Consider the following 22,819-nt stretch of genomic DNA (forward strand, 5'->3'; position numbering starts at 1 on the left):
GCTACATTGCCCTTTGTATCCATGCCCTTCTTGCGGCATTTCGCACGACATCTGCGGATTCTCGCACAGACATTTTTCGGCGCATGGCTATGGTCTAGCCCTTCAGGAGGCGCACCCAATGAGCATCGTCGTTTTCGACCCCGACAGCACCGAGGATGTGGATTTCAAGGACCGCATGCGCCACCCGGTTGCGGCTGACTCGGCCGGTGGCATGTGGCTGTCGGACACCGAGCCGTCCTTCATCGATGCCGACGCCTTGCGCAAAGGGCGGCTGGCGAAACTGCGCGGCTGGATGCGCGAGGCGGGCTATGGGGGCGTCGTTTTGTTCGACCCCTACAACCAGCGCTNTGGCGAAACTGCGCGGCTGGATGCGCGAGGCGGGCTATGGGGGCGTCGTTTTGTTCGACCCCTACAACCAGCGCTATGCCACCGGCTCGCGCAACATGTTCGGCTATTTCCTGCGCAACTCGACGCGGTATTTCTTCATCCCGACCGACGGGCCGATCGTGCTGTTCGAGTACCCGCAGAGCTACCATGTCTCGATGGTGCTCGACACTATCGACGAGGCGCGCCCGTCCAAGCTGGTATGGTCTTCGGTGTCGGGCCGCGACGACGAAACCGCCGGCCCCTTCGCCGACGAGATCGCCGAGCTTTTGAAGAAACATGGCGGCGGCTCGATGAAGCTCGGGCTCGACCGCTGCAGCCATTTGCAGGCGCTGGCGCTGGAAAAGCGCGGCTGCGACGTCAGGGATTGTCAGGGCGAAATCCTGGCGGTGCGCGCGGTGAAAACACCCGAGGAAGTCAAATGCCTGCAGGTGTCGATGGCCGGCGCGGAAGCTGCCGTCTACGCCGTGCGCGAGGCAATCAAGCCCGGCGTATCCGAAAACGATCTGTTCGCCATCATGTATGGCGAGGTGATCCGCCAGGGCGGCGAGTTCATCGAGACGAGGCTCCTCACCTCGGGCCAGCGCACCAATCCGTGGTTCAACGAGGCCAGCGGCCGCAAGATCCGGCCGGGCGAGCTTCTGGCGCTCGATACCGATACGATCGGCTGCTATGGCTATTATTCCGATTTTTCGCGCACCTTCCGCTGCGGGCCGGGCAAGCCGACCGGCTATCAGAAATCGCTCTACCGCATGGCGCACGACCAGGTTCAGCACAACATTTCGATCGTCAGGCCGGGCATGGCTTTTCGCGAGATCGCCGAAAAGGCGTGGAAAATCCCGGACCGTTTCGTCGACCAGCGCTATACCTCGGTGATGCACGGCGTCGGCATGCATGGCGAGACGCCATTCATTGCGCACGCCATGGACTATGAAACCTATGGCCGCGACGGCATTATCGTGCCCGGCATGGTGGTGAGCGTGGAAAGCTATATCGGCGAGAAGGGCGGACGCGAGGGCGTCAAGCTGGAAGACGAGATCCTGATCACCGACACCGGCACCGAGCTTCTGTCGCGCTTTCCCTACGAGGATGAGTTTCTGGAGAAGCAGGTTTGATGGTCGTTTCGCATCCCTTGGCAACCAGCGCGAACGCCAATCCCGTCGTCATCCTAGGGCGAAGCAAGGAGCGAAGCGACGCGGCGCAGACCCCTGGAGCTGCTCCGCAGCCCAAGGGATCCATGCCGGGACTCCTCCGCGCCGCAACGGAGCAAGTTCTGCTCCGCCGCATTCCTTGGCCAATGTCACGGCATGGACTCCAGAGCGCCGCAACGGTGCAGATCCTGCACAGTTGCACTGCACGGTCGACGTCACGGAATGGATCCCAGGGTCTCCGCGACGCCGCTGCGCGGCTGCTTCGCCCTGGGATGACGAAGTTCGGAGGACGCCGACCAATCTTCATCGCTTGCGCTGCCCTTGCGAGAAGAACGGCGGCGGCGGTCGCGAACCCAGGCCCGTCCACATGAAAAGCCCCATCTCGATCAAACGCGGCACGGTCGCCGCGGCGTTCATCGACCTCCAGGAAGAGCATCGGCAGGACAAGCGCTATCTGGTCGAAGGTTTTGGCGAGGTGCTTGCCAACGTCCAGCGCCTGCAGGCGGCGGCGCGGCGCAACTTCGTGCCGCTGTATCACTGGGCCTATATCGTCGATACCGCCAAGGCGCGTCCGTTCCATCCGCTCGACGCCGACGGCAAGTCCGCCTTTTCCGACAAGACCGATCCGCTGACGGAGATTTGCCATGAGGTGGCGCCCGCGGCCGGCGAGACGATGCTGGTCAAGACGCAGGCCAGCGCCTTCGGCGCCGGACCTGGCGCAACCGAACTCAAGGCGCGCGGCATCGAATGGCTGATCGTCGCCGGCGTCTGGACCGAGGCCTGCATCGACGCCACCGTGAAGGACGCGGTGGCATCCGGCTTTCGCGTGCTTCTGGTCAAGGATGCCTGCGGCAGCGGCAGTGCCGCCATGCACCAGACCGCCATCCTCAACCTTGCCAACCGGCTCTATGGCGGCGCCGTCACCAACACGATAGACGCGTGCCGGCTGATGGCGGGCGACACCATCGATGCATGGCAGGTCGAAGGCTCGGTACCGCTGCGCTTCACCTTTGAAAACGCCGAACGGCTCTACGGCGAGCTCTGAGAGATGGGCACAGTCCACAAGCTCAAGACCGCCAGGCGGGGGAAATACGCCACCCTGCTCGATCCGGCGCTGTGGGAGTATATCGACCTGGTCAATGACTGGTTCCCGCCAGAAATCGCCGAACTTCCGATCGCCGAGCAAAGGTCGGTCTATGATGCGATGTGCCGCGCCTTCCATCAGGGTTATCCCAAAGGGGTTTCGGCCAGCGGCGGCATCATCGCCGCCGATGCAGGGCACGCCATCCCGATCCGCTACTATCGGATGGCGGGCAAGCCCGTGCGCGCCGTCATCGTCTACTATCATGGCGGCGGCTTTGTGCTTGGCGGGCTCGACAGCCATGACGACATCTGCGCCGAGATCTGCGCCGGCACCGGTTTCGACGTTGTCTCGGCCGACTACCGGTTGGCGCCGGAACATCCCCACCCGGCCGCCTTCGACGACGCGCTGACCGTGTTCGAATGGGCGGCGGTGACAACGGACTTGCCGATCGTGCTCGTCGGCGAAAGCGCCGGCGGCAACCTTGCCGCCGCGGTCGCGCACGCGTCTCGCCGCCACCTGCGCCGGGCGGCCGGCCAGGTGCTGATCTATCCCGGCCTCGGCGGCGACGAGAGTGCCGGCTCCTATGTCGAACATGCCGAGGCACCGTTGCTGACGCTGCGCGACATCGCGTTCTACCGTACCATTCGCGCTGCCCCGGCACAGTCGCCCGACGACCCGACTTTTTCTCCGCTGAAAGACTACGACTTCTCCGGCCTGCCGCCGACTGTCATCATCACTGCCCAGTGCGATCCGCTGTCGTCGGACGGCGAGACCTATCGCGACCGCGTCGTTGCCGCCGGCGGCCGCGCCTGGTGGTATGAGGAGAACCGCCTCGTGCACAGTTTTCTGCGCGCCCGCAAAAATGTTCCGCGCGCCGGCGAGGCGTTCGTGTGCACGCTTGCAGCCATCGCCGCCGTCGCCGTGCTCGGCAAGAACGACTGGCCGTATTGAGGCGGCGAAGCGCTGATCTCCCCCTCGTGGGGGTTGAGGAGTGGTCCGCGTAGCGGATGGAAAGCCAATTGCTTGGCTTTCCGAACGACGAAAGCCGGCAGGCCAGAGGGGGGCGCGAAGGATCGCGGCCCTTCAATATCCTAAATCAACGCAACGATTATCTGCGATGATACTTCAGTCGGCAGACGGGATGGCGGGACAGCGCCCCCCTCTGTCCTGCCGGACATCTCCCCCACAACAAGGGGGGAGATTGGCCATCTACCACTGCGGAGCAGTGCACAAGAATTGCGGAAAAGCGAACATTTCCCGGTGTCGGCCCGCTTTATCATCACCTGCTCAGGCAACGGCGCCTCGGCGATCGCATCCGCCCCCAGCGGAAGCGGACCGTCGGGGCGCCCGACAAAAAAGGGAACGACGATGAAATTCATGCTGACCGACCGTAATTTGCACCCGCAGGCGAAGCCCGTTGCCGATGATTTCAGGAAAGGCGGCGTCAACCGGCGCGAATATCTCGCCATCATGGCCGGCTTTGGCGTCAGTGCTGCCGGCGCGCTGGCGCTGGGCGGCCTCAGCGCGTCACCTGCCCGGGCCGAAGAGCCGAAGCGCGGCGGCACCTTGCGCGTCGCCATGAACGTCAAGGGTTTCAAGGATCCGCGCACCTTCGACGGTGTCGAGATGTCCAATGTGGCGCGCCATTGCAACGAATATCTGGTGCGCTGGAACCGCGACTTCACCTTCGAGCCGTGGCTGCTCGAAAGCTGGGAAACCAGCTACGACGCCAGGACGCTGACGCTGCATGTGCGCAAGGGCATCGCCTGGTCGAATGGCGACACCTTCAACGCCGACGACGTCATCCACAATCTCACCCGCTGGTGCGATGCTTCCGTCGCCGGCAACTCGGTCGCCGCGCGCATGGGTGCGCTGGTCAATGCCGACACCAAGAAACCGGTCGACGGCGGCATCGAGAAGGTCGACGACTTCACCGTCAAACTCAATCTGCCGAAGCCCGACATTTCCCTGATCGCAGGGATGGCCGACTATCCCGCGCTGATCATGCACCGCTCCTATGAGGGCGGCGACGACCCGATGAAGGCGCTGGCGATCACCACCGGCCCTTGCGAACTGGTCAGCTGGAATGCCGAGACCAGTGCGGAGGTGAAGCGCAAGGACAAGCCCTGGTGGAAGGGCGACTTCTACCTCGACGGCATCAAATGGGTCGATTACGGCTCCGACCCCAACGCCATGCTGTCGGCGTTCGAATCCGGCGAAATCGACACCGACCACGAGACCGCGTCCGACGCCGTGTCGCAGACCGAGCAGATGGGCTTGTTGAATTCCGAGATCGCCACCGGCTCGACCATCGTTGCCCGTTTCAATGTCGGCAACGCACCCTATGACGACGTCAGGGTGCGCCGCGCCGCCCAGCTTGCCGTCGACAATTCCGCCGTGCTGGCGCTCGGCCTCGGCGGTCGCGGCAAGCCGGCCGACAACCACCATGTCGGCCCGATGCACCCGGAATTTGCCGATATCGGCCCGGCCAAGCGCGACATGGATCAGGCCAAGAAACTGCTCACTGAAGCCGGCAAGGCCGACCACGAATTCGAGCTGATCNCAAGCGCGACATGGATCAGGCCAAGAAACTGCTCACTGAAGCCGGCAAGGCCGACCACGAATTCGAGCTGATCTCGGTCGACATCGAATGGCAAAAGAGCACCGGCGACGCGATCGCCGCGCAGATGCGCGAGGCCGGCCTGAAGATGAAGCGCACCGTGCTGCCGGCCGCGACCTTCTGGAACGACTGGAGCAAATACCCCTTCTCCACAACCGAATGGCTGGGCCGCCCGCTCGGCGTCCAGGTGCTGGCGCTCGCCTACAAATCGGGCGCCGCCTGGAACGAAAGTGCTTACGCCAGCAAAGAGTTCGACGAACTCCTCGACAAGGCGCTGGCAACGCCGGACGCCGCCCAGCGCAAGGAGATCATGGCCAGGATCGAGCAGAATTTGCGCGATTCCGGCATCATCATCCAGCCCTACTGGCGCTCGGTCTACCGCACCTACCGCAAAGGCGTGCAAGGCTGCGAACAGCACCAGTCGCTGGAACAGCATTTTGAGAAGGTGTGGCTGGAGGGGTGATCGTTCGGGGACGCCGCATACCGGCTGGCACCTGAGCGGTATGTCGCTCAGGTAAATACCTGCAGCGCACTCCGAGCATTTACGACGGTGTCTGTCTTGACGCGGCGATCGTGGATCGGTCTGGTGTGTCGACGAGGCGCCGCTGTGGGCTCGCGTCATTCCGGAGAATACACATGCGCGCCCGTTGGGCTTTCATTCTTGCACCCATTATTCCGGCGATCCTGCCCGGCTACAATTGGCATGCGAACCACCCTGAGACGGGGCCGTTGTCGGGCTTCATCTTCGTAACCCTTGTTTTCTATGTTGTGGAGGCGGTGGTAGGAATTCCGGCCTTCTATGTCCTCACCCGACGGCGCTGGCAGTTTTTTTGGGTATACGTCGTCGTTGGCTTTCTGGCAGTTTTTGTTCCAGCGTTTGTCTTCGGCCTCATTAAGTGGAGTCCTCCATTGGGAATCGGCGGAGTTCTCTATGCATGCTCCTTCATAGGGATACTCGGTGGCGCTACAGGGCTGATCTTCTGGCTTTTGGTGCGCCCAGACAAGGACCCTGTCGAACAGATTGCTTCGCACTTTACCTAGGTCAGCACCCCAAGAGTGAGTTCAAGGCCTGATACACTTTGGCCGCGATATTTTGCACGAGAACGCATGGACCACTTCGACCTCGGCACCTATCGCCGTCCAATCTCCACCGCCTCGGCCGAGACGCAGCGCTGGTTCGATATCGGGCTGAACTGGTGCTACGGCTTCAACCATGAGGAAGGCATAAAGTGCTTCGAAAAGGCGCTGGAGACAGATCCTGATTGCGCATTCGTGCATTGGGGCATCGCCTATGCCGCCGGGCCTTTTTACAACCTCACCTGGAAGGAGCACGGCAAGACGAGGCTAACCGTGCGGCCAAACGCTGCTTCGACCATGTCCAGCTCGCGCGGGATGTGGCGATCACCTCGTCGTGCCTGTGTCGGACGAGCGCGGAGGCGGGGCCAAGCTGTTGTCACTGAAATCCCCGCCGCCCGACCAGCCGAGTCGGCTTCGCCTTCTAAGAGAAAATCTCCGCCAGTTCGTCTACGCTGGTGCCTTCCCTAACCTGGCGCAGTTCAACATAGGCGACCGCAATGGCCACCGATGCCACCGTGGACACGACCTTCGCGATAAGGATCCTTCCGATAGCGCCGAAAATCAGGGCGACCGTCGAGAGGCCGCTGAAGAAAGCGAAAATCAGGCCGATCAGCAAGGCAAACATCATCTGGAAGGCAAGCGCCGCAAAAACAGGATCAGAAAGACACCGAACATCGGCCAGCGGCTGCCCTTTGTCAGAGCACGGCTGCGCGACATCGCGCCAAACATGCCAAGCCGCTCCTGCATCAGCACCGGCACGGAAACCGATATGCCGAGCAGCCACCTGATGCCGGCAACGAGCAACACCACGAAGGCAATGATCGCTCCGAAGATCGGCACCAACATTCCGGCGATGCCCATCACGATGAGGCCAAGGATCATGGCCAAAAAGACAATCAGCCCCACCCCCAGCGTCGGGAATATGCTGCGCAAGGCTATCTGGATGCAGTCGCCGATCGCCGGGCGCTTGCCGTTCAGGTCCTCTATCGTCGCTTGCACCAGCGAGGACTGGAACAACAGCGCGCAAACGAAATAGATCAGGCTTAAAACGAGCGATAAGAACGAGCTGCTCATAATGACCCACTTCGCGCCGAGTGGAGGTGTGGCGATGTAGCCGTTGGGGCCGCCATTCCAGTGGTTCGACAGATTGAGCGCAACTGCTGGGAGGACCAGGAAAAGCGCCGCCAAAGCAATCATCAGACCGGGATTGCGGTCGATCACGGCGAAGGTGTTGTTGAAAACCCTGCCGATCTGGAACTTCTCAAGCCGCGCCGCCGCCGTCGATGCCACGATTACCCCTTCCGGCCCGAGCTAGATCCCGGCCAATCGCGCCAACATGACTGGCTGTTCTCGGGCCAAAACCTTCGTTACGAGAATATCTCCGCCAGCTCGTCGACGCTGGTGCCTTCCTTGACCTGGCGCAGCTCGATGTAGGTGACGGCGATCGCCACCGAAATTACCGCCGAAACGATTGTCGACAGCAGGCTGCTTCCGATGGCGGCGGCAATGAGTCCGGTCGTGCTGATACCGCCGCTCACAATTGCAGCCTGAAACAGCAAGGTGAAAACCGCTTGTAGCCCTATCGCAACAATGCCGAGGACGAGAAACAGCGCGAATATCCGCCAGCGGCTTCCCTTCGTCAGCGCCCTGCTTCGCGAAATCGAGGCGAAGACGCCAGGCCTTTCCTGAACCGCGACGGGCACGGCCACCGATATGCTGATCAACCACATGGCTATGGGGATAAGCGACAGAAGTGCAATCACGCCGCCGACGATGGGGATGGCCATGGTGATGATCGTTAATATCATCGCCACCAGAAATATTGCCACGATGATCACAAGACCAATTCCGAGCGTGGGGAGGAAGCTGCGCAGGGCTATTTGAATGCAATCGCCAATCGACGGGCGCTTGCCGTTCAAATCTTCGATTGTCGCTCGCACCAGCGCCGCCTGCGCCAGAAAGGCCAAGATCAGGAGCACCAGGCCGGCAATCATCGAAACGGCACCATAGCCTGCCATCGCCGATTGCTCGAAGCTCGCCCCGGGTACTGCTATCTTAGCAATCTGTCTAAAGCTCCAGATGTTGTATAGCAGCGCAGGCAGTGTCGAAAAAAGGCCGACGATGGCGGCAAGTGGGACGAAGCTGCGTCCGATTACCGAAAACGTATTGCTGAAAGCCCTGCCGATGCTGAACCGTTCCGGCCGCTCGCTCGCGATTGACGTCATGTTACATTCCCCCCGACTAATGGATACCCGAAATCAGAAAGTATAAATCACCGATATTGATACTTGCGGTTGGCGCCGCTTGCAATTGCCTTGGCGTATTGTCAGTGTCGGCCCGCGAACCGCAGGTTGCATGGGGGCGAAGACGTGACTGGTGCACAGCCGGACGCTGCGCAAGCCGAATGGCTGGCCAAACTGCACAAGCAGTTGCTGTCGGACGATTCGATCCAGTTCGACCTGCCGGCCTATGTGCAGCCCCAGCCCCCCGAATGGCTGAAGCCGTTTGGCGAGTTCCTGAAATGGCTTGGCCCCTACATGATCTACCTGTTCTGGGGCGCTGTGATCACAGGTGCCGCGATCATCCTGTTGCTGATTTTGCTCGAGGTGAAAGGCGTTGCCTGGCGCCTGCCCTGGCGGCGCAAGAAGAGCGTGACCGAGGCGGAAGCGACATGGCACCCCGACGTGGGCGCCGCGCAGGTCCTGCTGTCGGAAGCCGATGCGCTGGCCGCCCGGGGCGAGTATGACGAGGCGGTGCATCTCCTGCTGCGCCGCAGCGTTGCCGACATTGCCGGCCGCCTGCCCGACTTCCTGCGCCCGTCGCTGACCGCGCGCGATATCGCGGGAGCGGCGTCGCTGCCAACGCGGGCGCGTGGCGCCTTTACCCAGATCGCGCGCATCGTCGAGGCGGCGTTGTTCGCGCGCCGGCCGGTCGGGCCCGAGGGCTGGCAGGAGGCGCGCAGCGCCTATGAGCGATTCGTCTTCAGGGATGCCTGGACGTGAGTGACGCGACAGCCGACATCGCCCAGCAGGAACCGTTCAGCCGCAGGACGGTGTTCTGGGGCATTTTCGCCAGCCTGCTCGCGGCGGCGGGCTTCTTCCTTTTGTCCACCTATGCCCCCGATTTTCGCCAGCCGAGCGTCGGTGGCGCAACGCCGCTCTCGAAGAGCGGCATCGGCTATGCCGGCTTGGCGGAATGGCTGGAGCTGACCGGCGAAGCGCCCGACATGGCGCGGTCCGACAGCGATCTTCAGATCGACACGAACCTCCTGATCGTCACGATTTCGCCCGACAGCGACCCGGATGCGCTTGCCAACATCGTCAAGCTTCGCAAGGGCCTGGATACGCTGTTCGTGCTGCCCAAATGGGCGACCTTGCCGCTGTTCGAGCACGAGGGGTGGGAGATGAAGATCCAGCGGCTGCCGGACGTCGTGGTCAACGACTGGCTCGCCCGGATCGCCAAGGCCAAGCTCGGCGAAGGTGAGACCACGGTCAAGCAACTCGACGTCTCAGGGCAAATGGTCAGCGTTCCCGACCAGTTGCAATGGGTGGCCGACGAACACCCGCTGATTGCCGCCGGCAACGGCAAGGCCGTGCTGACCGAGGTCGAAGACGAGCGGTTCTACATTCTGACGGACCCCGATCTCATCAATAACGCCGGCTTGAAAGATCCCGACAAGGCGGCGGCGGCGCTCAAGCTGATCGAGCTCCTGCAGCCCGAAGAGGGTGCTGTCATGTTCGACCTGACGCTGCATGGCGTCGGGCGAAAATACGATCTCGCCAAGCTTCTGGTCGAGCCGCCCTTCCTGGCGCTGACGCTGACCATCCTGGCGGCGGCGGCACTTGCCTTCCTGCATGGCCTTGGCCGGTTCGGGCCGCCACGGGCCGATCAGCGCGCCATCGCCTTCGGCAAACGCGCGCTGGTCGACACCACGGCGATGCTGTTGCGCCGCGCCGGCCGGCTGGAGGAACTGGGCGACCGCTATGGAGCACTGGCACGCGTACGCGCCGGCGCGCTGCTCGGCGCGCCGCACGGTTTGCAGGGCGAAGCGCTCGACCGCTGGCTCGATTCCCGCGATAAGGACGAAGCCGGCGGGTTCACGACCCGCCTGCAAGCTGCGAACGCGGCAAAGACCCTGACACAAATGCATGATGCAGCCGAAAAGCTGCACGACTGGACGGCAAGGAGGCTCGGTGAACGTCGATGATGTGAAGGCCCTGGCGACACAGATCAGGGAAGAGGTGGCCAAGGCCATCACCGGGCAACACGATACGGTCGATCTGATGCTCACGGCATTGTTCGCCGGCGGGCATATATTGATCGAGGGACCGCCGGGCACGGCCAAGACGATGACGGCGCGCTGCTTTGCCCAGGCGCTGGGCGTCGCCTATGGCCGCATCCAGTTCACACCCGACCTGATGCCCGGCGATATCGTCGGTTCCAACATCTACAATTTCCAGACCGGGCAGTTCACGCTGACGCGCGGCCCGATCTTCTGCGATCTGCTGCTCGCCGACGAGATCAACCGAACGCCGCCGAAGACCCAGGCAGCCCTGCTGGAGGCGATGCAGGAGCATGCCGTCACCTTCGACGGCACCACCCATGCGCTCGGCCCGAACTTCATGGTGGTGGCGACGCAGAACCCAATCGAGCACCAGGGCGTCTATCCTCTGCCCGAAGCCCAGCTCGACCGTTTCCTGTTCAAGCACCGGGTGAGCTACCCCGGCCCGGAAGAGGAAAAGGCGATCATCATCCACCATGGCGGCGGCACCGCCTCGCACGACATCAAGCAGTACGGCATCAAGGCCCAGGCCGACCGCAAGACGCTGGAAAAGGCGTTGGCGACCGTCGGCGGGGTCACGCTTGTCGACGACGTCGTGGACTATATCGCAAGGCTGGTGCGGGCCACGCGCGCCAGCCCCGATCTGGAAGTCGGCGCCAGCCCGCGTGCGGGCGCCATGCTGGCGAGAGCCGCACGCGCCCGGGCAGCGCTCGACGGGCGCGCCTATGTCATCCCCGACGACGTCAAGGCGCTTGCCGTGCCGGCGCTGCGCCATCGCGTTATCCTGTCGCCGGCGGCGCAGATCGACGGCCGCCTGGTCGAGCAGATCGTCACCGACCTTGTCGACCAGACGGAAGCGCCACGTTGATCTATCCGAGCGGCCGGGCAGTTTGGGGAGGTGCGGCAGGTGCAATACCGGCCTTCCTGATCGCGCTCGCACTGCCGTCTCTGTGGTATCTCGGCCTGTTGTGGATTTGCGTGCTGCTTGCTTTCCTGGCCGTGGACGCCGCCGCCGGACGCGGACGGGCTTCGCTGGATGCCAGCATCAATGCCCCGCCACAGGTCAGCGTCGGCGGCCAGTTCACCGTCCATGTCACCGCCGGGCTCAGCGGACGGCCGCGCGCCGTGCAGGCTCGTCTTGGCCATGACGAGCGGCTGGAACCGGTGGGCGGCACCGGCGGCGCATCGACCGCCGAGGCCGGCAGCGCATCGCTCGATCTCAGATTTCAGGCGCTGCGGCGCGGCATTGCCAGGTTCGATCGCCTGTGGGTGCGCTGGCGCGGGCCGTTCGGGCTGGTCTGGAACCAGGTGGTGCTGCCGATGGACGGCAAGGTGGCGGTGCTGCCCAACGTCAGCAGCGCCCGCGACGAGGCAATCACGCTTCTGCAGCGCCAGTCGCTGCCCGACGGCCATGCGCAACGCCGCGCCGGCCAGGGCCGCGAGTTCGAGGCGCTGAAGGACTACCAGCCCGGCATGGGCCGGCGGATGATCGACTGGAAGCGCAGCGCCCGCCACGGCAGGCTTCTGGCGCGCGAGTTCCGCATCGAGGAGAACAACAACATCGTGCTGGCCATCGATAGCGGCCGGCTGATGTGCGAGCCCGTCGACGGCGTGCCGAAGGTCGACCGCGCGGTCACCGCCGCCTTGCTGTCGGCGTTCATTGCGCTGAAGGGCGGCGACATGGTCTCCCTGTTCGGCTTCGATGCGCGGCCGCGCGTCTCCAGCGGCGCCGTGCGCGGCTCCGCCAGCTTCGCCATGATCCAGAAGCGGGCGGCGGAGATCGACTATTCCACCGAAGAGACCAATTTCACCCTGGCGCTGACGACCCTTGCAGCAAAGCTCGACCGGCGTTCGCTGGTGATCATCTTCACCGACTTCGTCGATCCGATCAGCGCCGAACTGATGCTGCGCACCGTCGGTCGGCTCACCGAACGGCATCTGGTGCTGTTCATGATGATGAAGGATGTCGAACTGGAGACACTGGCCGACATGCCGCCGGACGCACCGGAGGATGTGGCGCGCTCGGTCGTTGCCGGCGGGCTGCTGCGCGAAAGGCAGGTCGTCATCGGCAGGCTCAGGCTGCTCGGCGCGCATGTCATCGAAGCCGACCATCAGAGGCTCGGACCGGCGCTGGTCGAGCGCTATCTCGAGCTAAAGCGGGAGGATCTGTTGTGAACGCGCTGGTCGGCAAGGATGCGGTGCGCCAGTCGCTGGCGAGCTTCCGTTCGGAGCGCGAGGCCGACTGGAAGGCGTTCGAGGCGCTGCTTGCCCGGGTCGAGAAACGTGCGCCGCGCACGCTGTCGGAAGACGAGCTTTTGTCGCTGCCGCTGCTCTACCGCTCGGCGCTGTCCTCGCTTTCGGTGGCGCGGGCGACGTCGCTCGACAATGCGCTGGTCAGCTATCTCGAAGCGCTGTGCCTGCGCGGCTACTTCTACCTCTATGGCGCGCGTCGCGGCTTGCGGCAGCGCATCGGCGATTTCTTTCTGCATGACTGGCCGCATGCCATTCGCGATTTGTGGCGCGAGACCTTGCTGTCGGTCGTCCTGACCTTTGTCGGCGCCGGCGCCGGCTACTGGCTGGTGGCCAAAGACAAGGGCTGGTTCGACGCCATCATTCCGCCGAGCCTGGCCGGCGGGCGCAACCCGGATGCCTCAGTCGAAGTCCTGCGACAGGTGCTTTATGACGGCGCCGACAGCAATTTCCTGTCGGGCTTCGCCGCCTATCTGTTCACGCACAATGTCCAGGTGGCGATCCTTGCCTTCGCGCTCGGCTTTGCTTTCGCGGTGCCGAGCGTGCTCCTGATCCTGATGAATGGCTGCCTGCTTGGCGCGATGTTCCAGATCTACATCGCCAAGGGGCTCGGGCTGGAGCTGGGCGGCTGGCTGTCCATCCACGGCACCACCGAGATGTTCGCGATCGCCTTGGCGGGCGCCGCCGGCATGCGCATCGGCACGCGCATCGCCTTCCCCGGCGAACTGACGCGGATGACGGCGGCAGCCGATGCCGGGCGCGTGGCCGCAACCACCATGGTCGGGGTGACGATCATGCTTTTGTTTGCCGGCCTGCTCGAAGGCATCGGCAGGCAGGTGATCACCAGCGACGTGACACGCTACGCCATTGGCGGCGGCATGCTGACGCTGTGGCTCTGTTATTTCTATGTGTTCAGGGTGGTGCGGCATGGCGACCGCTAGGCGTGCTGCCGTCTCGACGATACGGCCGCTGATCACGCCGGAAGGGGTCGATCTCCGGATCAAGCTCGCCGATGCCGGCACTCGCGCCGCCGCCTTCTTGCTCGACTTTGTCATCATCATCGTCACGGCGATCGTGATCTCGATCGTTGCACTGTTCGGGCTGGCCGGCCTCAAAGGCGAAGGCGCGCAGCCGCTGTTCATCGTCTGGATCATCCTGATCTTCTTCCTGCGCAACGCCTATTTCATCGTCTTCGAGGCCGGCCGCCGCGCCGCCACGCCCGGCAAACGGATGCTCGGCATCCGGGTGGCTTCGCGCAGCGGCGCCGGCCTGTCGGTGGATCAGGTCATCGCCCGCAACCTGATGCGCGAGATCGAGATCTTCCTGCCGCTGTCGATCATCCTAGGCCGCAGCCAGATGGGGCTCGCCGACACGCTGTCGACGATCTTCGGGCTGGTGTGGACGCTGCTGTTTGCGCTCTTCCCGCTGTTCAACCGCGACCGCATGCGCATCGGCGACCTGCTGGCCGGAACCTGGGTGGTGGAGGCGCCCAAGCTGGCGCTGGTCGAAGACCTGTCGCAACGCCAGGATACCACCACCCGCGCCTTCCGCTTCACCCAGGCGCAGCTCGATGCCTATGGCATCGCCGAACTGCACAAGCTGGAAGAGGTGCTGCGCCGCGACGACTATTTCGCGCTGAAAGCCGTGGCCGAAACGATCGGGCGCAAGATCGGCATGACAATCGAGCCGGTCGATTCCAGGGCCTTCCTCACCGCCTATTATGGCGAGCTGCGGGCACAGCTTGAGCGCAAGCTTTTGCTGGGGACGCGCAAGGCGGATAAGTACCAGCGGTAGAAAGAGGGGCCCACTGCTGCGATGGGTGAGTCCAACCGTCGGCGCCGCCCCTCATTGCCCTGCCGGGCATTTCGCCCCGTAGTGACGGGGAGAAAGAGGCTGTTGCCGAGGATTTTGCCAGCTCGGCAGAATGGACGCCGAGGTTTGCGGTCAGCCCCTTCTCCCCGTCACTATACGGGGAGAAGATGCCGGCAGGCAGATGAGGGGCAGCACCAGCCGATGGATATGGAGTGCCTCTCGCCTACCCCACCCACTTCTCGTAGTCGGACACCAGCAGGTGCAACGGGGCGACGTCCTCGTCGATGTTGGAGAAGCGGCCGATCGGCTCGCGGAAGACGTTGTCGGTAAGGTCGTCATTGACGGTCGAGACCTCGCCGATCAGCACATCCTTGCCCTCGGCCCAGAAGGCGTGCCAGACGCCGGGCATCAGCGTCACGCTCTGGCCCGGGTCGAGCTTCAGCAGCCCGCCTGCCGGCAGCCTGTGGATGGTGCCGTCGACCGGCACCGACACTTCGGCCTTCGGATCGATGCCGCCGTCGCGATCGTGCATGAACAGTTCGAGCACCAGCTTCCCGCCGCCGCGGTTGATGATGTCCTCGGCCTTGATGTTGTGGCGGTGCATCGGCGACAGCTGATCCTTGCGCGAGATCATGATCTTCTCGGCATAGAGCATGCCCATGCCCTTCTTCATGTCGGCGTAGACGCCGTTGCGAACGGTGAACAGGAACAGGCCGAGTTCGTCGAATTTTTCCTGGCCGTAATCGGTGATGTCCCAACCGAGCCGCGAGGTGAAAATGGCGGCGGAGTCGGCCTTGCGCGCCTTCATCTCTTCCGGGCTCCAGTAGGCGAAGGGCGGCATGATGTAGCCGAACGAGCGGATGAAGGCGTCTGCATCGCGGATGATGTCGTTGACGGTGGAGCGTTTCATGATCGTGATCCCTTCGCGTCGCGTTCCCTGGAGTTATCTGAAGCGCATAGCCGAACAGCGCTGCGGTGTCGACGCAAACTGCATGCTGGCCCCATGACATCCATGCGGATCGGGGCCATAAGTCCAGCCAGATTTCCCAGGGTGACATTCATGCAAGGCATAGACGACCTCGACACGCCGGCGATCCTCATCGACGCGGCCCGCGCCGAAGCCAACATCGCACGAGCGCAGGCGCATGCCGACCGCCACGGGCTGAAACTCAGGCCGCACATCAAGACGCACAAACTGCCTTATTGGGCGAAGAAGCAGATGGCGGCCGGCGCGGTCGGCATCACCTGCCAGAAGATCGGCGAGGCCGAAGTGATGGCCGATGCCGGGCTGACCGATATTTTCCTGCCCTACAACATCCTTGGCCGCGCCAAGCTGGAGCGCCTCAAGGCGCTGCATGGCCGCGTGACACTGTCAGTGACGGCCGACAGCCTCGAAACGCTGGAGGGGCTCGCCGCCACCTTCACCGATACCGGGCACCCCCTGCCCGTCCTGGTCGAATGCGACACCGGCATGGGCCGTTGCGGCGTGCAGAGCGCCGCCGAGGCGCTGGCACTGGCGAAGTTGATCGACCAAGCCAAGGGGCTCACCTTCGGCGGGCTGATGACCTACCCCGCGGCCGGCCGCGCCGCCGAGGCTGAATCCTGGCTGGCCGGCGCCAAGCAAACGCTCGCGGCCTCGGGTCTCGCCTGTGATCGCATTTCAAGCGGCGGCACGCCTGATATGTGGCGCTCCGGCGAGGACAGCGTCGTTACCGAATACCGCCCCGGCACCTACATCTATCTCGACCGCTACCAGGTCGCCAAAGGCGTCGGCACGCTCGACGATTGTGCGCTGACGGTGCTCGCCACCGTGGTCAGCCATCCGACGCCGGCCCGCGCCATCCTCGACAGCGGCAGCAAGGCGCTGTCCAGCGACACGCTGGGGCTCCCCGATTTTGGCGAGCTGCTCGGCATGCCCGGCGCCCGCGTCACCAGCTTGAGCGAGGAACATGGCACGGTCACGCTTGGAAATGGTGCGAAGCTTCGCATTGGCGAGCGCGTGCGCGTGGTGCCTGATCATTGCTGCGTCGTGACCAACCTGTTCGACCAGGTGCATCTGATCGACGGTGACAAGGTGCTGGAAACGCTGAAGGTGGAAGCGCGTGGGCGGATGGAGTGAGGCTTTCGTTTTGGAGGCTCGCCCTATTTCGACATTGACGAATTGTAATTTATAACTTACTAGCCACCATGGCAATCCTGAAGCAGACAGCCACCTTTCGGAGGTGGCACCAAAAGCTGAAAGACGGAAGAGCCAAGGCGGCAATTGCCGTTCGGCTGCAATGTTTGATTGTAGGAAATCCCGGCGACGTGGCCCCAGTGGGTGAAGGCATCAGTGAATTGCGCATTCACTATGGGCCCGGCTATCGCGTTTATTTCATAAGCGCGGTGAAACGGTCATCCTGCTCCTGTGCGGCGGGGATAAAAGTTCACAAGAAACCGACATACGGACAGCAAAGCGCCTGGCCGTAGAATGGAGTGACGACAATGGTTGAAAAAATCTATGATTTCGATCCCGCCGAAATGCTCGATTCCGATACGGCAATCGAGGCGTTTCTGGCAGAGGCAATGGAAACCGGAGACGCCAAATTCGTCGCGTCCGCCCTCGGTGTCGTTGCCCGCGCCAAGGGGATGAGCAACATTGCCAGAAAGACCGGCTTGGCTCGCGAGCATCTTTATACCTCGCTCAGCGAAAACGGTAATCCTACGCTGGAAACCACACTGGCGGTCATGAAAGCATTCGGCTTTCATTTGGCCCCAAAGCACGATGCAACTCAGGTCTAATCTACGCCAGCGCGCGTCGAGCGCGAGGTTGTTCGGGCCAACTGAAATCAGGACGGATAAACCGGACCCAGCGCCGCCTTCAGCGGATCCAGCGCGTCGCCATACAGCTTCCAGCGCTCGACCGAGGATGAATAGATCGGCTGGCGCACCTGCCAGCGGCTCGGCGTCCGCACGGTGCGCTCGGTCTCGTTGAAACGCAGGCAGGCATCGTCCCACTCGATGCCGAGGAATCCGATCAATCCACGGGCGCGATTTTCGAAATCGGCGACCGTTTCTTCGTAGGGCATGTCGTGGATATTCAGCGGGATGACCTTGGTCCAATGGCGCATCAGGCGGTCATACTGCCGGTAATACTGCCCAAGCTTGGTAAGATCGGCATTATAGCCGTGCGCCTCGGAAAAATTATGCATGAAACAGGACGCGCAATTGTCCATCGGGTCACGCCGGCAATGGATGATGCGGGCGTTCGGCAAGATCAGGCTGATGAAGGCCAGCAGCTCGAAATTATGCGGCATCTTGTCGACGACAAGCCGCGCCTTGCTGTTGCGTCTGCTGAGATCGTCGAGATACTTCGATCCAAGCTCCTTGGCCTTGGCCGCAGTGAGCGCCGCCATGCCCTTGGTGAAAATGGCTGGGTCGAGCTTGTCGAACCCAAGTTCGCCGGCAAGTGAACGAATGGTCGACAACTCGCCGGCGCCATAGATATCGCGATGGCTGGCGCATATCTGCTCGGTCAGCGTCGTTCCCGACCGGGGCATGCCGACGATGAAGACCGGGCGCCTGGATGGATTTCCCAAACTGGCTCGCGTCTTGAAGAAGCCAGCGTCGAAAGTGTCGATGAAGCTGTCGTAAAGCTGGGTGTGCCGGTCGATGTCGAAATCATTGCCGGAAATCGCCTTGGCCCTCGCGAAATGGCGGATGGCCGGGCCATACTCGCGCTGATCGTTGAGCATCTTGCCGGCGGCGTGGTGCAGCACTACCCGCTCGCGATCGGTGGTTGTCGGCAATTCCAGGCGTTTCAGCACCAAAGGCAACGTCGGATCGTCCTTGACCGCCCGGCGCGCAAGCGCCATTCCAGCCAGCGCCTCGACATGGCCCGGGTCGATGGCAAGGGCCTTGCTGAAGCATTCGACCGCCTCGGCCGGCCGGCCAATGTCGGTGAGCAAATCGCCCATACCGGCAAGTGCCATCACCGACTGGCCGTCGATAGCCAGCGCCTGGCGATAGAACCCTTCGGCAATGTCGCCCTCGAGCTGGCTACGATAGGAGCGGCCGAGATTGCACAGCGCTTCGATGAGCCCTCCGTCGAGCTCGATCGCCTTTCTCAGATGTCTGCGCGCCTTGTCGACGTTGCCGGTGACATTGTAGGCATTGCCGAGATTGTTGCGGAAGATGGCGTTGTCCGGTTCGAGCTTGACCGCCCTTTCCATATAGGCAATGGCGGCGTCATGATGCTCGGCCTCGATGGCGAGCGTGCCCATCAGGTTCAGCGCCATGGCATTTTTGGGCTGCGTGCGAAGCACCGTCTGGTAGCAGAACTCGGCCTCGCGAAAACGCTTGCGCCGTTGCAGGTCGATGCCGCGCTGCAATGTCTTTTCCGCCGGCTCACCGGCGGTCGGCAGCGAGGCTGAGATCATTGCCGGCAGACCCAGGGGTTGCCGGCGTGGCAAGAGCGGCATCCGTCAGATCCCGGTCGCGACCTGCGACGAACCAATCAGAACTTCAGGGTAACGCCAAGCTGGAGATTGTGGGAGTACAATTTGGCGTTCTCGTATGTGCCGCCGCCATCATTGTCGTCTAGATCCACGCTTGTCACGGCCTTGAAGCGGTAACCGAAATCGAGGTCGACATTCTGCGTTACCGCGTAGGTAACACCGGCGCCCACCTGGCCGGCGAAACCCCAGCCGCCAGGCCCGTATCCATAGGCGTGGCCATCAAAATGAGTATCGGCGGTAACATAGGCCGCGCCGAGACCGCCGCCGACATAGAGTTTGGCATCACCAAAATGCGCAACATCGGCCCAGACGTTGGCGAGAAGATAGGTGGCCGACAGATTGCCGGAAGCTGGGCCGGAACCTTGGTCGGCAGGAGGGAAGCTGAAGCTGTACTCGCTTGCCTTGTAGCGCGCGTAGGACAGTTCGCCTTCCACGCGGAACGTGTCGTTGATCCGCCGACCGACAGCGCCGCCGATCACGAACCCACTGTCAAGATCCACGGAATACCGACCACTATCGTAGTCCGTCTTCACATTGTTGGCAAAGCTGGCGCCGCCGAAGAGCGTGACGTACCAGAGATCCTCCGCCCTCGGCACGTCGACAAGCGCGTCTGCGGCGTAGGCCGAACTCCAGCCAAGCGCCAATGCAAATGTCGAAACGCCAGCCAGCAGGCACAGTTTCATCGTCGAATCCCCTCGCAACAACTAGTGACTAATATCACTCTTGCTTGGCGGCCGAGCTGTCAAGAACGCAAACGAGATCAAGGAGCAAAGCGAGGTCGGGAACGATCTTTTGAGAATTCTTGTTGCCGCACCGCAACATAGCAGCACATGCTAATGTTTCTGGCGGCAGGCGCATGGCTGTCCCTTCCGTTTGAAATCGCGCTAGTCGGCCTGCCTTGCCGCCACCCTGCGCATGGAGATCACCCGCCGGCGGCGGATCTCGGTGCGCATCACCGTCAGGTGCAGCGCGAAGAACAGCACGGTGAAGCCGAGCGCCATCACCAGCAGCGGCCATAGCAGGCTGGGATCGATCGTCGGTCCGCCGAGCCGGAACACCGAGGCCGGCTGGTGCAGCGTGTTCCACCAGTCGACCGAGAATTTGATGATCGGGATGTTGATGAAGCCGACCAGCGTGATGATGGCGGCGGCCCAGGCGGCACGGCTGGCGTCATCCAGCGCGCGCGTCAGCGCGATGATGCCGAGATACATCAGGAAGAGGATGAAGACTGAGGTCAGGCGGGCATCCCACACCCACCAGGTGCCCCACATCGGCTTGCCCCAGATGGAGCCGGTGACCAGCGCAAGCGCGGTGAAGGTGGCGCCGATCGGGGCTGCAGATTTCAGCGCGACGTCGGCCAGCGGATGGCGCCAGACCAGCGTACCGAGCGCGGCGACCGCCATCACCGTGTAGCACATCATGGCGAGCCAGGCGAAAGGCACGTGGATGTACATGATGCGCACCGTGATGCCCTGCTGGAAATCCTCAGGCGCGGCAAAGCTCATATAGAGACCGATGGCTAGCAGGATCGCGGCGATCGACGCCAGCCACGGCACCAGCCTGTCGGCCAGCCCGACAAAGCGCGTCGGGTTGGCGAGGTCGGTCCAGCCGGCGAGGCGTGAGGAGGTGTCGCTCATAAGGTCTAGATAGACCGGCGGCGCGTTCGGGGCAATCGAGCGGTTGTCGCAGTGCTTACCCTCTCCCTTGTGGGGAGGTCGCTGCAAAGCAGCGGGGTGGGGGTGGTGGGGCACTACCTCCACCCGGACCCTACGGGTCCGACCTCCCCACATGGGGGAGGTAAAAAAGCCTACGCCGCTTCGATATTCACCGTGCGGCTGAGACGGCGGACTTCCTCGTCGTTGAGCAGGCCGCCGGCGCGCAACAGGCTGGCGAAACGGCCATTGCGCAGCGACAGTTCGGCGAAGCCGCCCATCTCGACCACCTTGCCCTTGTCCATGAACACGACCAGGTCGGCGTCGCGAACGGTGGTCAGGCGGTGGGCGATGATGAAGGTGGTGCGGTTGCGCCTCAGTTCGTCGATGGCTTCCTTGACGCGGTCCTCGGTCTCGACGTCGAGCGCGCTCGTCGCCTCGTCGAGCACCAGGATCGGTGCGTCCTTGAGCACGGCGCGGGCAATGGCGATGCGCTGACGCTCGCCGCCCGAAAGCTGGCCGCCGCGCTCGCCAACGACGGTGTCGTAACCGGCGCTCTTGGCAAGGATGAAATCCTGCGCGGCAGCCGCGTTGGCGGCGGCGTGAACCTCGTCATAAGTCGCCTCGGCACGACCGACGCGGATGTTGTCCTCGATCGAGCGGTTGAGCAGGCCGGCATCCTGGAAGACGGTGGCGATCGAATGACGCAGCGACTTGCGGGTCACCGTGCGGGTGTCGATGCCGTCGATCAGGATACGGCCATGAGACGGCGAGAAGACGCGCTGCAAGAGGTTGATCAGCGTCGTCTTGCCGGCGCCGGTCGGGCCGACGATGGCAACCGTCTGCCCGGCCTGGACCTCGAAGGAGACGTCGTCGACGCCCTGCCGCGAATTGGCAAACTCGAAGCCGACATTCTCGAAGCGGACATGGCCGGTGACGTTGGTGAGGTCGCGCAAGCCGTCCGGCTCGGCGGAGTCGGCGGCCGAATCCTCGAGGTGATAGAAGTCCTCGAGCTTGGCGCGGGCTTCGGAAATCTGGTTGGCGAAAGCCGACATCTGGTCGAGGCGGGCAATCAGCAGCGTGGCAAAGCCGGTGAAGGCGATGACGTCGCCGATCTTGAGCTGGCCATGGGTGACCAGATAGGCGCCGATCAAAAGCACAACCATCATCGAAATGGTCGACGACAGGCGGTGCAGCGCATTGGCCATCGCCCACCAGTCGAGCACCGGGTTCTGCGCGTCGAGCAGGTTCTTGACATAGCGGCGCAGCGTATCGGCCTCGTGGCCGAGACGGTTGTAGCTCTGCAGCACGGCGACATTGCTGACCGAGTCGGTCACATGCGCGAACACCTGATGGTAGTGGCGCTCGACCGCGGCCTGGCCCGCCTTGGTGCGCTTCATCACAAGCCGGCCGATGCCGACATAGAGAACGCCCAGCGCCATCAGCACCAGCGACATGCGAAGATCCATGCTTATAGCGGTCGGAATCAGCAGAGCCAGCGCAACAGCCGTCGACAGATGCTGGCGCATGAATTCAAGCCACAGGCTGAACAGCGTCTCGACGGCGCGCAGCAGCGTGTGCAGCGCGTTGGAGGTGCCGCGCTGGTGGTGCCAGGCGAGCGGCATGGTGATCACGCGCTCGAACGACTGGCACAGCACCTCGCTGCGCCGCTTGTGGGCAAAACGGTCGGCGCCGCGCGCCACCAGCACGAAGGCGACGATGTTAAAGGCGCCGAGACCGGCCCACAGCGCCAGCGTCGAAAACACCGAACCCTTATCGGAGATGGCGTCGATTACCCGGCCGAACATGATCGGCTCGAGGATGGCGATAATGGCGAGCGCGACATTCGCACCGCAGATAAACGCAACGCGCTTCCTGTCGGCTGCGAGATAACCCAGCGCTCTCCAGTAGATTTGCAGAAGTGACACTTCAGCTACTCCGCCCAAAACATTATTGTGCACCGCACCATTTCTTGACACGTACCGGTTAACGGGTCGCAAAACAATGCCCG

At 63.0% G+C, this 22,819-nt stretch carries 19 protein-coding genes and 4 pseudogenes; 15 read left to right on the plus strand and 8 right to left on the minus strand.

All coding sequences use genetic code 11. The annotated features are described in order from the left end of the window. The first annotated feature begins 118 nt into the window (after positions 1-118). The 6 genes and pseudogenes from X730_RS01000000164330 to X730_RS1000000168585 form a co-directional block, all read left to right on the plus strand. Positions 119-1,499 (plus strand): annotated as a pseudogene (locus X730_RS01000000164330) (Xaa-Pro peptidase family protein). Positions 1,500-1,902: 403 nt separating this feature from the next. After that, positions 1,903-2,580 carry an isochorismatase family protein gene (locus tag X730_RS154095; protein ID WP_023826099.1) on the plus strand — a complete coding sequence of 226 codons (678 nt, stop codon included), beginning with the start codon at positions 1,903-1,905 and terminating at the stop codon, positions 2,578-2,580. A gap of 3 nt (positions 2,581-2,583) precedes the next feature. Continuing rightward, positions 2,584-3,570, plus strand: coding sequence for an alpha/beta hydrolase (locus X730_RS154090; protein ID WP_031196795.1), 987 nt, complete (start codon positions 2,584-2,586; stop codon positions 3,568-3,570). Positions 3,571-3,987: 417 nt separating this feature from the next. After that, a pseudogene (locus tag X730_RS01000000164335) lies at positions 3,988-5,702 on the plus strand (ABC transporter substrate-binding protein). 173 nt (positions 5,703-5,875) lie between these two features. Then, positions 5,876-6,280 (plus strand): hypothetical protein, encoded by a 405-nt coding sequence (locus X730_RS154085; protein WP_023698040.1) that lies wholly within the window; start codon positions 5,876-5,878, stop codon positions 6,278-6,280. Positions 6,281-6,346: 66 nt separating this feature from the next. After that, positions 6,347-6,630: pseudogene (locus X730_RS1000000168585) on the plus strand (hypothetical protein); the annotation flags it as partial. Between the two features lie 107 nt (positions 6,631-6,737). On the opposite strand, the gene X730_RS1000000168590 reads toward X730_RS1000000168585, so the two are convergent. The 3 genes from X730_RS1000000168590 to X730_RS154080 all read right to left on the minus strand — a co-directional run bounded on the left by X730_RS1000000168590 (position 6,738) and on the right by X730_RS154080 (position 8,541). Continuing rightward, positions 6,738-6,932 carry a hypothetical protein gene (locus X730_RS1000000168590; protein ID WP_245261334.1) on the minus strand — a complete coding sequence of 65 codons (195 nt, stop codon included), beginning with the start codon at positions 6,930-6,932 and terminating at the stop codon, positions 6,738-6,740. Positions 6,933-6,940: 8 nt separating this feature from the next. After that, complete coding sequence (locus X730_RS01000000164340) at positions 6,941-7,606, minus strand: hypothetical protein (RefSeq protein WP_023826102.1); 666 nt, start codon at positions 7,604-7,606, stop codon at positions 6,941-6,943. A gap of 77 nt (positions 7,607-7,683) precedes the next feature. Then, on the minus strand, positions 7,684-8,541 hold the full coding sequence (locus X730_RS154080; RefSeq protein ID WP_023702285.1) for a hypothetical protein: 858 nt from the start codon (positions 8,539-8,541) through the stop codon (positions 7,684-7,686). Between the two features lie 144 nt (positions 8,542-8,685). Here X730_RS154080 and X730_RS154075 point away from each other — a divergent pair, with 144 nt between their 5' ends. The 6 genes from X730_RS154075 to X730_RS154050 are packed head-to-tail and all read left to right on the plus strand — an operon-like array spanning position 8,686 to position 14,642. Next, positions 8,686-9,318 (plus strand): DUF4129 domain-containing protein, encoded by a 633-nt coding sequence (locus X730_RS154075; protein ID WP_023826103.1) that lies wholly within the window; start codon positions 8,686-8,688, stop codon positions 9,316-9,318. Next, the gene (locus X730_RS154070) at positions 9,315-10,523 is read left to right on the plus strand and encodes a hypothetical protein (protein ID WP_023682901.1); all 1,209 of its coding nucleotides are present in this window, start codon (positions 9,315-9,317) and stop codon (positions 10,521-10,523) included. Before X730_RS154075 ends, X730_RS154070 begins: the two co-directional genes overlap by 4 nt. Further along, positions 10,510-11,466, plus strand: a complete 957-nt coding sequence (locus tag X730_RS154065) for a MoxR family ATPase (RefSeq protein ID WP_023826104.1) — start codon at positions 10,510-10,512, stop codon at positions 11,464-11,466. Before X730_RS154070 ends, X730_RS154065 begins: the two co-directional genes overlap by 14 nt. Then, positions 11,463-12,773: a DUF58 domain-containing protein gene (locus tag X730_RS154060; protein ID WP_023826105.1), complete on the plus strand. Its 1,311-nt coding sequence runs from the start codon at positions 11,463-11,465 to the stop codon at positions 12,771-12,773. The genes X730_RS154065 and X730_RS154060 overlap by 4 nt, the downstream gene beginning before the upstream one ends. Beyond that, complete coding sequence (locus tag X730_RS154055; RefSeq protein ID WP_023698035.1) at positions 12,770-13,789, plus strand: stage II sporulation protein M; 1,020 nt, start codon at positions 12,770-12,772, stop codon at positions 13,787-13,789. The genes X730_RS154060 and X730_RS154055 overlap by 4 nt, the downstream gene beginning before the upstream one ends. Next, positions 13,776-14,642, plus strand: a complete 867-nt coding sequence (locus tag X730_RS154050) for an RDD family protein (RefSeq protein ID WP_023698034.1) — start codon at positions 13,776-13,778, stop codon at positions 14,640-14,642. Before X730_RS154055 ends, X730_RS154050 begins: the two co-directional genes overlap by 14 nt. 241 nt (positions 14,643-14,883) lie before the next feature. On the opposite strand, the gene X730_RS154045 is transcribed toward X730_RS154050, so the two are convergent. Next, on the minus strand, positions 14,884-15,570 hold the full coding sequence (locus X730_RS154045; protein ID WP_023711606.1) for a D-lyxose/D-mannose family sugar isomerase: 687 nt from the start codon (positions 15,568-15,570) through the stop codon (positions 14,884-14,886). Between the two features lie 150 nt (positions 15,571-15,720). Here X730_RS154045 and X730_RS154040 point away from each other — a divergent pair, with 150 nt between their 5' ends. The 3 genes and pseudogenes from X730_RS154040 (at position 15,721) to X730_RS154035 (ending at position 17,441) form a co-directional block, all read left to right on the plus strand. Then, positions 15,721-16,779, plus strand: a complete 1,059-nt coding sequence (locus X730_RS154040; protein ID WP_023711607.1) for a D-TA family PLP-dependent enzyme — start codon at positions 15,721-15,723, stop codon at positions 16,777-16,779. Between the two features lie 68 nt (positions 16,780-16,847). Beyond that, positions 16,848-17,152 (plus strand): annotated as a pseudogene (locus X730_RS1000000166090) (type II toxin-antitoxin system RelE/ParE family toxin). Next, the gene (locus tag X730_RS154035; RefSeq protein WP_023672893.1) at positions 17,145-17,441 is read left to right on the plus strand and encodes an addiction module antidote protein; all 297 of its coding nucleotides are present in this window, start codon (positions 17,145-17,147) and stop codon (positions 17,439-17,441) included. The pseudogene X730_RS1000000166090 and the gene X730_RS154035 overlap by 8 nt, the downstream one beginning before the upstream one ends. Before the next feature lie 47 nt (positions 17,442-17,488). Here X730_RS154035 and X730_RS154030 read toward each other — a convergent pair whose 3' ends face one another. The 4 genes from X730_RS154030 to X730_RS154015 all read right to left on the minus strand — a co-directional run bounded on the left by X730_RS154030 (position 17,489) and on the right by X730_RS154015 (position 22,736). Continuing rightward, on the minus strand, positions 17,489-19,078 hold the full coding sequence (locus X730_RS154030) for a sulfotransferase (protein WP_023705781.1): 1,590 nt from the start codon (positions 19,076-19,078) through the stop codon (positions 17,489-17,491). A gap of 77 nt (positions 19,079-19,155) precedes the next feature. Continuing rightward, positions 19,156-19,839, minus strand: coding sequence for an outer membrane beta-barrel protein (locus X730_RS154025; protein ID WP_023672895.1), 684 nt, complete (start codon positions 19,837-19,839; stop codon positions 19,156-19,158). A gap of 201 nt (positions 19,840-20,040) precedes the next feature. Beyond that, on the minus strand, positions 20,041-20,793 hold the full coding sequence (locus tag X730_RS154020; RefSeq protein ID WP_023672896.1) for a heme ABC transporter permease: 753 nt from the start codon (positions 20,791-20,793) through the stop codon (positions 20,041-20,043). Between the two features lie 170 nt (positions 20,794-20,963). Then, entirely contained in the window at positions 20,964-22,736 is a 1,773-nt protein-coding gene (locus X730_RS154015; RefSeq protein ID WP_023672897.1) for a glucan ABC transporter ATP-binding protein/ permease, read from the minus strand. Between the last annotated feature and the right edge of the window lie 83 nt (positions 22,737-22,819).

Source organism: Mesorhizobium sp. L103C131B0, from assembly GCF_000502275.1.
Classification (GTDB): domain Bacteria; phylum Pseudomonadota; class Alphaproteobacteria; order Rhizobiales; family Rhizobiaceae; genus Mesorhizobium.

Coding starts and splice junctions, on each gene's coding strand:
- X730_RS154095 (WP_023826099.1), top strand. CDS start 1,903: ATGAAAAGCCCCATCTCGATCAAACGCGGCACGGTCGCCGCGGCGTTC.
- X730_RS154090 (WP_031196795.1), top strand. CDS start 2,584: ATGGGCACAGTCCACAAGCTCAAGACCGCCAGGCGGGGGAAATACGCC.
- X730_RS154085 (WP_023698040.1), top strand. CDS start 5,876: ATGCGCGCCCGTTGGGCTTTCATTCTTGCACCCATTATTCCGGCGATC.
- X730_RS154080 (WP_023702285.1), bottom strand. CDS start 8,541: ATGACGTCAATCGCGAGCGAGCGGCCGGAACGGTTCAGCATCGGCAGG.
- X730_RS154050 (WP_023698034.1), top strand. CDS start 13,776: ATGGCGACCGCTAGGCGTGCTGCCGTCTCGACGATACGGCCGCTGATC.
- X730_RS154045 (WP_023711606.1), bottom strand. CDS start 15,570: ATGAAACGCTCCACCGTCAACGACATCATCCGCGATGCAGACGCCTTC.
- X730_RS154040 (WP_023711607.1), top strand. CDS start 15,721: ATGCAAGGCATAGACGACCTCGACACGCCGGCGATCCTCATCGACGCG.
- X730_RS154035 (WP_023672893.1), top strand. CDS start 17,145: ATGGTTGAAAAAATCTATGATTTCGATCCCGCCGAAATGCTCGATTCC.
- X730_RS154030 (WP_023705781.1), bottom strand. CDS start 19,078: ATGATCTCAGCCTCGCTGCCGACCGCCGGTGAGCCGGCGGAAAAGACA.
- X730_RS154025 (WP_023672895.1), bottom strand. CDS start 19,839: ATGAAACTGTGCCTGCTGGCTGGCGTTTCGACATTTGCATTGGCGCTT.
- X730_RS154020 (WP_023672896.1), bottom strand. CDS start 20,793: ATGAGCGACACCTCCTCACGCCTCGCCGGCTGGACCGACCTCGCCAAC.